General features: G+C 64.5%; 11 protein-coding genes. 6 read left to right on the top strand and 5 right to left on the bottom strand.

What is annotated here, in order from left to right:
- The first annotated feature begins 97 nt into the window (after positions 1-97).
- The 4 genes from lipB (at position 98) to QFZ40_RS12015 (ending at position 3,068) form a co-directional block, all read left to right on the top strand.
- Entirely contained in the window at positions 98-766 is a 669-nt protein-coding gene (gene lipB, locus QFZ40_RS12000; RefSeq protein WP_306904597.1) for a lipoyl(octanoyl) transferase LipB, read from the top strand.
- A complete protein-coding gene (gene lipA, locus QFZ40_RS12005; protein WP_306904598.1) occupies positions 763-1,770 on the top strand; it encodes a lipoyl synthase in 1,008 nt (335 codons plus the stop codon). The genes lipB and lipA overlap by 4 nt, the downstream gene beginning before the upstream one ends.
- An 86-nt stretch (positions 1,771-1,856) precedes the next feature.
- A complete protein-coding gene (locus QFZ40_RS12010; protein ID WP_306904599.1) occupies positions 1,857-2,609 on the top strand; it encodes a DUF4191 domain-containing protein in 753 nt (250 codons plus the stop codon).
- A gap of 108 nt (positions 2,610-2,717) precedes the next feature.
- Entirely contained in the window at positions 2,718-3,068 is a 351-nt protein-coding gene (locus QFZ40_RS12015; protein WP_306906908.1) for a DUF3817 domain-containing protein, read from the top strand.
- A gap of 84 nt (positions 3,069-3,152) precedes the next feature.
- On the opposite strand, the gene QFZ40_RS12020 is transcribed toward QFZ40_RS12015, so the two are convergent.
- Positions 3,153-3,590, bottom strand: a complete 438-nt coding sequence (locus tag QFZ40_RS12020) for an RDD family protein (protein ID WP_306904600.1) — start codon at positions 3,588-3,590, stop codon at positions 3,153-3,155.
- A gap of 262 nt (positions 3,591-3,852) precedes the next feature.
- Here QFZ40_RS12020 and glnA (QFZ40_RS12025) point away from each other — a divergent pair, with 262 nt between their 5' ends.
- On the top strand, positions 3,853-5,277 hold the full coding sequence (gene glnA / locus QFZ40_RS12025; protein ID WP_306904601.1) for a type I glutamate--ammonia ligase: 1,425 nt from the start codon (positions 3,853-3,855) through the stop codon (positions 5,275-5,277).
- A 248-nt stretch (positions 5,278-5,525) separates the two neighbouring features.
- On the opposite strand, the gene QFZ40_RS12030 is transcribed toward glnA (QFZ40_RS12025), so the two are convergent.
- The 4 genes from QFZ40_RS12030 to glnA (QFZ40_RS12045) all read right to left on the bottom strand — a co-directional run bounded on the left by QFZ40_RS12030 (position 5,526) and on the right by glnA (QFZ40_RS12045) (position 10,945).
- Complete coding sequence (locus QFZ40_RS12030; protein ID WP_306904602.1) at positions 5,526-6,071, bottom strand: GNAT family N-acetyltransferase; 546 nt, start codon at positions 6,069-6,071, stop codon at positions 5,526-5,528.
- Positions 6,072-6,076: 5 nt separating this feature from the next.
- Positions 6,077-6,520: a VOC family protein gene (locus QFZ40_RS12035; RefSeq protein WP_306904603.1), complete on the bottom strand. Its 444-nt coding sequence runs from the start codon at positions 6,518-6,520 to the stop codon at positions 6,077-6,079.
- 63 nt (positions 6,521-6,583) lie between these two features.
- Positions 6,584-9,595 carry a bifunctional [glutamine synthetase] adenylyltransferase/[glutamine synthetase]-adenylyl-L-tyrosine phosphorylase gene (locus tag QFZ40_RS12040; protein ID WP_306904604.1) on the bottom strand — a complete coding sequence of 1,004 codons (3,012 nt, stop codon included), beginning with the start codon at positions 9,593-9,595 and terminating at the stop codon, positions 6,584-6,586.
- Between the two features lie 9 nt (positions 9,596-9,604).
- Complete coding sequence (glnA, locus tag QFZ40_RS12045) at positions 9,605-10,945, bottom strand: type I glutamate--ammonia ligase (protein ID WP_306904605.1); 1,341 nt, start codon at positions 10,943-10,945, stop codon at positions 9,605-9,607.
- A gap of 276 nt (positions 10,946-11,221) precedes the next feature.
- Here glnA (QFZ40_RS12045) and panB point away from each other — a divergent pair, with 276 nt between their 5' ends.
- Positions 11,222-12,127 carry a 3-methyl-2-oxobutanoate hydroxymethyltransferase gene (gene panB / locus QFZ40_RS12050; protein WP_306904606.1) on the top strand — a complete coding sequence of 302 codons (906 nt, stop codon included), beginning with the start codon at positions 11,222-11,224 and terminating at the stop codon, positions 12,125-12,127.
- Positions 12,128-12,182: the final 55 nt, after the last annotated feature.

Raw genomic sequence — 12,182 nt, forward strand, 5'->3', positions numbered from 1 at the left:
CAGGCAGCTCCGCATCCCGGTCACCGGGGAAAGGAAGCGGGTGAGAGGTTAGACACTTAATCGGAACCAACGGCGGCCGGGGTCTAAGCTGGATCGCATGACTCTTGAGTTTTCCACGCTGGGTCTTGCCCCGGATTTCGTTGATTACATGAAGGGCTGGGACACCCAGCGCGAACTCCATGGCAAAGTCGTCGCAGCCGAGGCGCCCAGCACAGTCCTGATCCTTGAACACGCTGCTGTCTTTACGGCCGGCAAGCTCACAGAAGAGCACGAGCGACCCCTGGACGGCACACCCGTCGTGCCAGTGGACCGCGGCGGCAAGCTGACGTGGCACGGTCCCGGCCAGCTGATCGCCTATCCGATCCTCAAGCTGAAAAACCGGTCGGGCATCCGCGACTACGTCGAACGGCTCGAAGCCATCATGATCGCCGTGATGGCCGATTACGGCATCCCCGCGGAGCGCGTCAAAGGACGCGCCGGAGTGTGGATCAAGGCGGACAGCAAAGGCCCTGACCGGAAGATCGGTGCGATCGGCATCCGTGTCCTGGACGGGGTCACAATGCACGGGATCGCGATCAACTGCAACAATGATCTGGCGCCCTACGCCCAAATCATCGCCTGTGGCATCACCGACGCCGGTATCACCACGATGTCGATCGAAGCGGGACGAAACATCGCCCCGGGCGATATCGCCGACCGGGTCATAGAAGAATTCCGCAAGCACGAAGAAGCACTGGTTTCAAGCCCCGAAGGAGCTCTACTGTGACACTGGCACCAGAAGGCCGGAAGATGCTGCGCATCGAACAGCGCAATGCGGCCACACCGGTGGAGCGTAAACCGGACTGGATCAAGGCCAAGGTCCAGATGGGTCCCGAATTCGTCCAGCTCAAGAACCTGGTCAAGAAGGAAGGCCTCCACACCGTGTGTGAGGAGGCAGGCTGCCCCAACATCTTCGAATGCTGGGAGGACAAGGAAGCGACCTTCCTGATCGGCGGCTCCGAATGCACCAGGCGTTGCGACTTCTGCCAGATCGATACCGGGAAACCCTCACCGGTGGACATGTTCGAACCGACCAAGGTTGCCCGCTCCGTCCAGGCCATGCAGCTGCGCTACGCCACCGTGACCGGCGTCGCCCGTGACGACCTGGCCGATGAGGGCGTCTGGCTCTACGCCGAAACGGTCCGCAAGATCCATGAACTGAACCCGGGTACCGGCGTCGAACTCCTGATTCCGGACTTCTCCGGGAAACCGGAACACATCGAGGCGATCTGCGACTCCAAGCCGGAGGTGTTCGCCCACAACGTGGAGACCGTGCCAAGGATTTTCAAGCGCATCCGTCCGGCCTTCCGCTACGACCGCTCGCTCGATGTCATCACCCAGGGACGGAACCTGGGCATGGTCACCAAGTCCAACCTGATCCTGGGCATGGGTGAAACCCGCGAGGAAATCTCCGAAGCGCTGCGTGACCTGCACGAGGCCGGCTGCGACCTGATCACCATCACCCAGTACCTCCGCCCCTCAGAACGGCACCTGCCGGTGGACCGCTGGGTCAAGCCGCAGGAGTTCGTGGACCTGCAGCAGGAAGCGGACGATATCGGCTTCCTGGGCGTCATGAGCGGGCCGCTGGTTCGTTCCTCATACCGCGCGGGCCGCCTCTGGGCCACCGCAATGCGGAAAAAGGGCTGGGAAATTCCCGCCGAGCTTGCCCACATCGAGAGTTCGGGCAGCACCCGCCAGGAAGCCAGTTCGCTGCTCGCTGCGCATTCCTGACCAGGCAATTATTGTGCCCGGGGGCCGGCGGAGGACCACCGCCGGCGTCCGGCCCGCAGGCATTAGTCACGTAGAATTAAGGCACTATGGCGAAATCCCCTGATTCCAGCAACAATGCTTCCGCGCCCACTGACGCCCCGAAGCGTGGCCTCTTCTCGCGGAAGCCGAAAGAAGCAAAGGCCAAAAAGCCCAGCAGGCTGAAGCAGATCGGCGAGGTCTTCAACATGACCCGCCGGCACGATCCCATGGTTCCGTGGCTGATGCTGCTGGTGTTCCTGGGCGTGGTGGCTGTCAGCTTCCTGGTGGGGTTCTGGCTCGAAAACTGGGTCACCGGCCTGATCATCGGCATCCCGCTGGGCCTGCTCGGCGCCACCCTGATCCTTTCCCGGCGGGCTGAACGCGCCGCCTTCGCCCAGATCGAGAACCAGCCAGGCGCCTCGGGAGCTGCCCTGGGCACACTTAAGCGCGGATGGATCACCGAGGATCAGCCCGTGGCGGTAAATCCCCGCACCCAGGACGCTGTATTCCGAGCCATTGGCCGCCCGGGCGTCGTGCTGGTCAGCGAAGGTCCCAGCCACCGGGTCAGGCCCCTGGTTGATGCCGAACGCAAGCGGCTCGCCCGGATCCTCCCCAACGTCACTATTCATGTGATCGAAAGCGGCCGTGGCGAGGGCCAGGTCCCCATCAGCCAGGTGGCGAAGAAGATGGGCAAGCTGAAGAATGAACTCACCAAAATGGAAGTGAGCGCTGTATCCAAGCGGATCTCCTCACTCGGCACCCGCCTCCCCATCCCCAAGGGCATCGACCCCTACAAAGCACGTCCAAACCGCGGACGCTAGAAACATTGGAACCGCCCCGGTTCCGGCCACGGCCGGCCACCGGGGCGTTTTCGTTTGGGCACAATCCGCCCTGCCAGCAGGTTTCAGATCGGAGAGCATAACGTGAAGATCCCTCTTAAGACAGCCGTGATCCGTGCGTTCCGCATGCTCGCCATTGCCGAGGCCTTCAGCTGGGCCGCGCTGCTGACCGGCATGTACTTCAAGTGGATCGCAGGAACGGGCGAGCTCGGGGTGCAGATCGCCGGGCCCATCCATGGGGCACTGTTCATCGGCTACGGGATCGCTGCTATGGCTTTGTGGAGGCTTCAGCGCTGGCCCTTGGCCGTGGCGCTGTTTGCGGGCCTGTCGGCGGTGTTCCCGTTCGCGACGCTGGCATTTGAACGCTGGGCCGGCAAGCGCGGACACCTCCAGGAAGCAGGACAAAGCCCGGCCCGGGCCCGCGAGGCCGCCGGAGTGTAGGACTCCGCCACCGGGGAGCCTTCGGACAGCGTGGAGCGTTCCGACGACGGCGGGAGCCACTGGAGCCGTCATGGGCGGGTACGGCTACATCCTGACGAGGACGGTATTCATCGCCTTGTCATGCAGGCCGCGGTGGTCCGGATCGAAGATCACCGCGGGAACCACGAGGCACAGCAGCAGTGCCCTCACCAGGCCGGCCAGCGGACCCGGAGCGCCGCCGCCCAGCCGGACAACGTGGATGCCCGCTACCCTGTGACCGATGCTGTAGCCAAGGGTTCCCACCAGCAGGATCTGTTCCGCCGCGAAGATGCCCAACGTGGCCCAGGAGTCACCGGCGAACGCGAAGTTGCTGATCAGCAGGGCAATGCCCCAGTCGATAATGATCGCGATGAGGCGGCGTCCCGCCCTGGCGATCGAGCCCGGGCCGGACTCGGGCAGCCCCAACCGCTCTCCCGGGTATTTGGAAATGCCTGAAGTATCAGGTCCGGTGAGCCAGGAGCCAATGTCTTTACGGTCTACCACCGTCCAAGCTTAGCGACTCACGGAGGTTCACACTGTGGAACCCGTTAGACCACCATCTGGACTTTCGATAGCGTTGCATATCAGGGCTTTCTGTAACCTCCCCGAAACAATGTGGACACGGACGGGAAATGCCGGATCCATAGGGTGGTAGCAGTTTCAAGCAATCCTTCAAAGCAGGGAAACGCTGCGTTTCCCTGCTTTTCCGATTGCGCTGGATCAGATGGCTTCCAGCCAGATATTTACATATGCGTAAGGAGCATAGATGTTCACGACTGCGGACGAAGTCCTCAAGTTCATCAAGGACGAAGATATTAAATTCGTCGATATCCGCTTCACCGACCTTCCGGGCGTCCAGCAGCACTTCAACGTGCCCGCCAAGAGCGTTGACGCGGACTTCTTCGTCAACGGCCAGCTTTTCGACGGGTCCTCCATCCGCGGCTTCCAGGGCATCGCCGAATCTGACATGCAGCTAATCCCGGACGTCACCACCGCATTCCTGGACACCTTCCGCATGGAGAAGACCCTTGCGCTGAACTTCTCCATCGTGAATCCCCGCACCGGGGACCCCTACCACCGCGACCCGCGCGGCGTTGCCGAAAAGGCTGAGGCCTACCTGGCTTCGACCGGCATCGCAGACACCGCGTTCTTCGCTCCTGAAGCAGAATTCTTCGTCTTCGACAACGTCCAGTACCAGTCCTCCCCGCAGGGCAGCTTCTACAAGATCGACTCCGAAGAAGCGCACTGGAACACCGGCCGTGAAGAAGAAGGCGGAAACCTCGGCTACAAGACCCCCGTCAAGGGCGGTTACTTCCCGGTTTCCCCCACTGACAAGCAGGCCGACCTGCGTGACGCCATGTGTGTCGCCCTGGACTTGGCCGGCTTGGAGGTCGAGCGCAGCCACCACGAGGTAGGCTCCGCCGGTCAGGCTGAAATCAACTACAAGTTCACCACGCTGACCCACGCGGCCGACGACCTGCAGAAGTTCAAGTACGTCGTCAAGAACACGGCCGATGCCTGGGGCAAGTCCGTGACCTTCATGCCGAAGCCCATCTTCGCTGACAACGGCTCCGGCATGCACTGCCACCAGTCGCTGTGGAACGGCGGCGAGCCCCTGTTCTACGACGAAAAGGGTTATGCCGGCCTGTCCGACACCGCCCGCTGGTACATCGGCGGGCTGCTGAAGCACGCCTCCGCAGTGCTGGCCTTCACCAACCCGACGGTGAACTCCTACCGCCGCCTGGTCAAGGGCTTCGAAGCTCCGGTCAACATGGTCTACTCGCAGGGCAACCGCTCCGCCGGTATCCGCATCCCCATCACGGGCACCAACCCGAAGGCCAAGCGCATCGAGTTCCGCGCTCCGGACCCCTCCTCCAACCCGTACCTGGCGTTCGCTGCCCAGCTGATGGCCGGCATCGACGGCATCCGCAACCGCATCGAACCCCCGGCTCCGATCGACAAGGACCTCTACGAGCTCCCCGCCGAGGAAGCCAAGGACATCCCCAAGGCTCCGGGCAGCCTCGAGGAAGCGCTGACCGCACTGGAAGAGGACAACGAGTTCCTGCAGGCCGGCGGCGTCTTCACGCAGGACCTGATCGACACCTGGATCGAGTACAAGTACGAGAACGAGATCCGTCCGCTGTCGCTGCGCCCGAACCCTTACGAGTTCGAGCTCTACTACGGCGTCTAGCGCCATCCCCGGGCTGAACTGGTTTTAGCCCGACAAAGAGTCCGGAGAGGCTGCCATCATGGCGGTCCCTCCGGACTCTTTTTTGTCTCGGCTGGCTTTGGGGCGCAGGTGGAGGCTGACTCCAGACGTGCTGAGACCGGGAGCCAGCCCCCTGACAGGTGCTCCCCGAGACGAAGACTGTTTCAAGCCTTCCCCCCAACAAGGTTTGAAGAACACTGCCAATCCACATGATCGAACAATGTGGAGCGCTAGGCAATGCCCTTGCGGGAATTCACGGGCAAAAAACGGCGGAACATGGTCCGCTGCGGGCCCGAACTGCCGCCGAGGTATGCCCCGTAATCGACAAACCCGGCACGGTGGTAGGCGGCGAGGCCGGCGGGGTTACGCTCGTTCACGGAAAGAACGACGCCGGCCTCGGGGGTTCCGCGGCGGACGCTCAGCTTTGCGGCGGCCTCCACGGCAGCTGCCGCGGCCAGGGAGCCCAGCCCCTTGCCCTGCTGCCGCCGGTCGATCAGGAAGCCTCGCAGCAGCCACGCCGAGTCGTCGTCAGTCCACCCTGCCAGGCGCGCTGCACCGGATTGGAGCGTGAGCACGCCCACCGCTTGCCCGCCGGCCTCGATGACATACGGGCGCCGCGCCTGCTCCGCCAGGCCGGCCAGCGCCATGCGCAACGGATCGCCCACAAAGTCGTCCTGGCCCGGGGCGAGTTCCAGGCAGGCAACAGCGCCGAGCTGGATGGCACAGGCATCAGGTTCAAGGTCGTCCAGCGGAATCAGCCAGACGGACGTGTCCACCCGGTTCAGCTGGCGGATGGTTCGGAGCCGGCCGGAGCTGCTCCGTCAGCCGGCGGCCCTGCGGGATCCATCCACATGACCTCCCACAGATGGCCATCAGGGTCCTGGAAGCTGTGGTTGTACATGAAGCCGTAGTCCTGGACTTCCTGGGAGGGCGTTCCGCCGGCGGCCAGGGCCTTCCGGACCGTCTCATCCACGGCTTCCCGGCTGTCAACCGAGAAAGCCATGATGGCCTCGGTCGAGCCGGTGGCATCTGCCACGTCCTTGGATGTGAAGGTCTTGAAGAAGCCCTCGACGAGGAGCATGACGAAGGCGTTGTCGTTAATGATCATGCAGGTGGCGTTCTCGTCAGTGAAATCCGGATTGAAGGAGAATCCGAGCGCGGTGAAAAAGTCCACGGACCGCTTGAGGTCCTTAACGGGCAGGTTCAGGTAGATTTGCGTAGCCATGGGCCCAACGTAGCACCGGCCCGCGGCAGCTGTCAGCCGCCCCCGCGCATTCCCAGCCGGGAGCTAGTGACCGTAGAACCTCTTCTCAAAGACGGCCCGGGCACGCCTGCTGAGACGGAGGTAATCCTCTTCCAGAGCGGCCGCACCGCCAGGTTCGTAGCCGCACCAGCGGGCAACGGCCTCCAGGTCCCGCCTGGAGGAGGGCAACAGGTCCGAAGCCCTGCCGCTCCAAATGACATTGGCTGACCTGATCCTGCTGGCAAGCCGCCACGCTTCCGCCAGGAGCCGGGCGTCGTCGCCGGCGAGAAGGTTCAGCGAGGCTGCCGCCTCAAGCGCCTCCACCGTGGAGGTGGTCCTCAATTCGGCGTGTTTGCCTGCGTGTTGGAGCTGGAGGAGCTGTACCAGCCATTCGACGTCGCTCAGTCCCCCGCGTCCCAGCTTCAGGTGCCGGGCGGGATCTGCGCCGCGGGGCAGCCGTTCCGCTTCAACCCTTGCCTTGACCCTCCGGATTTCACGCACGTCCTGGTCCGAAATGGATTCCGGGTACCTGATGGGGTTGATGAGCTCGAGGAAGTCATGGGCAAGCCGGTCGTCTCCGGCCATCGGACGTGCCCGCAACAGTGCCTGCGCTTCCCAGATGAGGGACCATCGGCGGTAGTACTCCGCGAAGGAATCGAGTGAGCGGACCATGGCTCCGCTTTTGCCTTCCGGGCGCAGGTCGGCATCCATCTGGAGGACCCGCTCCGCCTGGATCGCCGGCTTGAGCGGCTGGGTGAGCAGGCTGGAGACTTTGGCCACAATCCGGGCAGCCTGTTCCTTGGCTTCCTCTTCAGTAAAGCCGGGCAGTGCACGATGGACGTACATCACGTCAGCGTCCGAGCCGTAGCCGATCTCCCTGCCGCCCTGGCGCCCCATCGCCACCACCAGCACAGCCGTCTTGAGCGGTCCCCTCGCGGAGACGATGCCCTCGGCCACGCGCAGGGCGCCGAGCACGGCGGCCTGGTCGTTGTCGGCAAGCGCAGCCCCCACCTGGTCCTGCCCCAGCAGTCCTGCCGAATCGGCGATGGCGACCCTGAGGATCTCCCGCCGGCGGATCAGCCGGATCAGCCGCATGGCGCTCTCCGGATCGGCGTGCCGGGACATCTTGGAGGTGATCTCCTGCCACTGTGCCTCGAGGCTCAGCGGCGCGAGATCCCTGTCATGTCCGAGCCACTTCACCGATTCCGGTGAAACCTCCAACAGGTCAGCTATCAGCCGTGAGTTGGAGAGGACATGGCACAGCCGCTCGGCCGCCGCCTTGGAATCCCTGAGCATGCCGAGATACCAGTGCGTGGTGCCCAGGGTCTCGCTGACCCGGCGGAAGGCCAGCAGTCCGGCGTCGGGATCTACGCCTTCGGCGAGCCAGTCCAGCAGGATGGGCAACAGCTGGCGCTGCAGGGCTGCCCGCCGGCTGACACCGGCAGTGAGGGCCTCAATATGGCGCATCGCGCCCTGCGGATCGCGGTAGCCCAGCGCTGCGAGGCGGCCCTGGGCGGCCTCGGGTGTGAGGCGTGCATCCTCGCTGCTGAGCTTGGCCGCAGTGTTGAGCAGGGGACGGTAGAAGATGCGCTCATGCAGCTCGCGGACGGAACGCTTGGTCCTCCGCCAGTCGGCCAGGAGGGCGTCAGCAGGTGGCCGCTCGCTGGAGAACGGTCCGAGGACGGCCTTGGCCAGGGAGCGCAGCGCTGCCTCGCTGACAGGCATCAGGTGCGTCCGTCGAAGCTGGAACAGCTGGATCCGGTGCTCCAGCAGCCTCAGGTAGCGGTAGGCATGGTCGAATCCGGCGGCGTCGGACCGGCCGATGTAGCCACCCGCCGACAAAGCCGCAATGGCTGACGTAGTGTCCCGGCAACGGAGGGCTTCGTCGGATTTCCCGTGGACCAACTGGAGCAGCTGGACGGTGAATTCCACATCGCGGAGGCCGCCGCGGCCGAGTTTGATCTGCCGTTGCTCCTCCGCCGCCGGGATGTGCTCGGTCACCCTCCGCCGCATGGCCTGGACCGACTCAACAAAACCGTCCCTGCCGGCGGAGCTCCAGATCAGCGGTGCCACCGCCTTCTCGTAGCGCTGGCCCAGGGCAAGATCCCCGGCGATGGTTCGTGCCTTCAGGAGTGCCTGGAACTCCCAGCTCTCGGCCCAACGTGCATAGTACATTTCGTGCGAGGGCAGGGTACGCACCAGCGGGCCTGATTTGCCTTCGGGCCGCAGGTTGGCGTCGACTTCCCACAGACCGGGCTCCCTCGCAATGGATGAAATGGCCCGCGAGATCCCCGTGGCCAGCGCCGTCCCAATGGTGCTGGCCCGTGCGTCGTCCAACTCACCGGACTCGATGACGTAAATGACGTCGACGTCGGAAATATAGTTCAGCTCCCGCGCCCCGCATTTTCCCATGCCGATGACGGCAAGTCCCACGTCTGCCACGTCCTCGGCGCCAAAAGTCTCGGCGGCCTCAGCGCGGGACACCGCCAGCGCAGCTTCGATGGCGGCGCCGGCAAGGTCTGCGAGTTCGGCCCCGACTGCGGGCATGAAGTCCAGCGGGTCGGCGGCGCACAGGTCCTTGACGGCGAGATCCACCACTCCCCGCCGGTATGCCGTCCGTAGCCCTGCGTAGGCCTCGGTTCCAGAGATTCCGGCAACAGGCCGGGCAGACCGCGGGTCGGCCCGGACGGACTTCAGGAGGGCGGCGCGGAGCTCTTCCGGATCGGCCTGGAGGGGTTCAGGGCTTGCTGTGACCTCAAAGGCGTCCAGGTGCTCCGGATGCCGGATGAGGAACTCCCCCAAGGCCTCCGACGCTCCCAGCACCCGATAGAGCGGCTCGCTGGTTTCGGGGTCCGCCGCTGCCAGCTTTCGCAGGTCCGGATGTTTTTCAATCAGCCGCACCAGCGACTGGAGGGCAGTGTCGGGGTTGGCGGCCATCTGGAGGCCGGCAAAGAGCCTGTCCTGGTCCAGGCCGTCCAGCTCGGGGGCAGCCAGGAACCGCTCGCCCTTCTCCAGGTCGCTGAAGCCGGCCGAGATGAGGCGGCGGGCAAGGCTCATCGCCGCACCCTAGAGGATGCCCAGGTTGCGCTGCAGCTCGTAGGGCGTCACCTGGAGCCGGTAGTCCTGCCACTCGGCGCGCTTGTTGCGCAGGAAGTGCTCGAAGACCTGCTCGCCAAGGATCTGGGGCAGGAGTTCTGACTCCTCCATGGACCGGATGGCGTCGTGGAGGCTGGCGGGCAGGGGGTCGTGGCCCATGGCGCGGCGCTCGGCCGAACTCAATGACCAGACATCATCCTCTGCGGCGGCGGGCAATTCGTAGCCCTCCTCGATACCCTTCAGCCCCGCGCCCAGCAGGACGGCGTAGGCGAGGTAGGGGTTGGCCGCGGAATCGATGCCCCGGTATTCGATACGCGCCGACTGCCCCTTGCCCGGCTTGTACAACGGCACCCTGACCAGCGCCGAGCGGTTGTTGTGTCCCCAGCTGAGGTAGCTCGGGGCCTCCCCGCCGCCCCAGAGGCGCTTGTAGGAGTTGACGAACTGGTTGGTCACCGCGGTGAACTCAGGCGCATGCTTGAGGACGCCGGCGATGAACTGCCGGGCCGTTTTGGACAGCTGGTACTCAGCGCCTGCCTCATAGAACGCATTCGTGTCGCCCTCGAACAACGAGAAATGCGTGTGCATCCCGGAGCCCGGATGGGCCGTGAAGGGCTTGGGCATGAACGTGGCGTATGTACCCTGCTGCAGGGCGACTTCCTTGATGACCGTGCGGAACGTCATGATGTTGTCCGCTGTCTGCAGGGCGTCCGCGTAGCGGAGGTCGATCTCGTTCTGGCCCGGACCTGCCTCATGGTGGCTGAACTCCACCGAAATCCCCACCGATTCCAGCATGGTCACGGCCGTGCGGCGGAAGTCCTGTGCCACGCCGCCGGGGACGTGGTCAAAATAGCCGCCCTCGTCCACCGGAACAGGCGAACCGTCAGGCCCGGGTTCCTGGGACTTGAGGAGGTAGAACTCGATTTCAGGATGCGTGTAGCAGGTGAAGCCCATGTCCGCGGCCTTCGCCAGCGTGCGCTTGAGGACATTGCGGGGATCAGCCGCTGACGGTTCTCCGTCCGGGGTCAGGATGTCGCAGAACATCCTCGACGTCTGCTCGGTTTCACCGCGCCAGGGCAGGATCTGGAAGGTGGAAGGGTCCGGCTGGGCGAGCATGTCGGATTCGAAGACCCGCGCGAGTCCTTCAATGGCGGAGCCGTCAAAGCCGAGGCCTTCTTCGAACGCACCTTCAACCTCCGCCGGGGCCAGCGCCACCGACTTGAGCGACCCGACGACGTCGGTGAACCACAAACGTACAAACCGCACGTCGCGCTCTTCAATTGTGCGCAGGACAAACTCTTGTTGGCGGTCCATGGTGGCCTCTTCTCCGGGTCAACGTACATGCCCCGGTCCGCAGTGGAGGAAGCCGGCAGCAGTTCACCATCACTTTACTAAGCAATTGCCACCAATGCGGGAGCAGGCACCCCGCGTAACACACCGTTTACACGGTTGCCGGGCTCAAGAACGGCCCGGCACCGGCGGAAGGCCGGCCTGACGGGGCTTGCGGGGCACTGGAATATGACGCGAATCACCGACGTCCGGGCCTGCAGCCGGTAGCTCGCACGCCGGGTACCGCATTACGCTCTAGCCATGGCCTCAAGCAATAGCTCTGACTCACGCGCGTCCGCAGAAGTACCCGCACCCTACGGCAACGGACCTGCGGGGCTGCAGTCGCCGTCGTCGGAAACGGCCGCCAGGCCGGCGCCCAAAGTCCGTATCCACCACCTCCAGCAGGCCAAGACGGACGGCACCCGTTTCGCGATGCTGACCGCCTACGAGCAGTACACCGCGGAGATCTTCGACCAGGCCGGCATCGAGGTGCTGCTGATCGGCGACTCAGCGTCCAACAACGTCTTCGGCAACGACACCAGCCTGCCGGTGACGGTGGATGAGCTCCTTCCGCTCTGCCGGGCTGTCGCCCGGTCCGCCAAGCGGGCCCTGGTCGTGGCAGACCTGCCGTTCGGCAGCTACGAAGTATCGGCCGAGCAGGGTGTTGCAACCGGCGTCCGTTTCCTCAAGGAAGGGCTGGTCCACGGGGTCAAGATCGAGGGTGGCAAGTTCTACGCCGAGACAGTCCGTGCCATGGTCCAGGCCGGCATCCCGGTGATGGCCCATATCGGTTTCACCCCGCAAAGCGAGCACGCGCTGGGCGGCTACCGCGTTCAGGGGCGCGGCGATGACGCGCAGCGCCTGATTGACGACGCCGTCGCACTGGCAAAGGCAGGGGCGTTCTGCGTGCTGATGGAAATGGTTCCGGCAGACACGGCCGCTGCTGTGGACGCGGCCGTCAGCGTTCCAACCATCGGCATCGGGGCCGGCAACGCCACCACCGGACAGGTACTGGTCTGGCAGGACATGGCCGGCCTGCGGGGCGGCCGGATGGCGAAATTCGTCAAGCAGTACGCCGACCTCCGCACCACCCTCAGCGACGCCGCGAAGGCCTACGCCGACGACGTCCGGTCAGGCCAGTTTCCCGGGCCCGAGCACTCCTTCTAGAGCACGACCCAGACCAGAACGACCAGGATCGGCTCGACCTGGAGCAGGACTACCT

Source organism: Arthrobacter pascens (assembly GCF_030816475.1).
Lineage (GTDB): Bacteria > Actinomycetota > Actinomycetes > Actinomycetales > Micrococcaceae > Arthrobacter > Arthrobacter pascens_B.

Excerpts from the sequence above, each read along its gene's own strand:
- lipB (WP_306904597.1), top strand. The coding sequence starts at position 98 with ATGACTCTTGAGTTTTCCACGCTGGGTCTTGCCCCGGATTTCGTTGAT.
- QFZ40_RS12010 (WP_306904599.1), top strand. The coding sequence starts at position 1,857 with ATGGCGAAATCCCCTGATTCCAGCAACAATGCTTCCGCGCCCACTGAC.
- glnA (WP_306904601.1), top strand. The coding sequence starts at position 3,853 with ATGTTCACGACTGCGGACGAAGTCCTCAAGTTCATCAAGGACGAAGAT.
- QFZ40_RS12035 (WP_306904603.1), bottom strand. The coding sequence starts at position 6,520 with ATGGCTACGCAAATCTACCTGAACCTGCCCGTTAAGGACCTCAAGCGG.
- QFZ40_RS12040 (WP_306904604.1), bottom strand. The coding sequence starts at position 9,595 with ATGAGCCTTGCCCGCCGCCTCATCTCGGCCGGCTTCAGCGACCTGGAG.
- glnA (WP_306904605.1), bottom strand. The coding sequence starts at position 10,945 with ATGGACCGCCAACAAGAGTTTGTCCTGCGCACAATTGAAGAGCGCGAC.
- panB (WP_306904606.1), top strand. The coding sequence starts at position 11,222 with ATGGCCTCAAGCAATAGCTCTGACTCACGCGCGTCCGCAGAAGTACCC.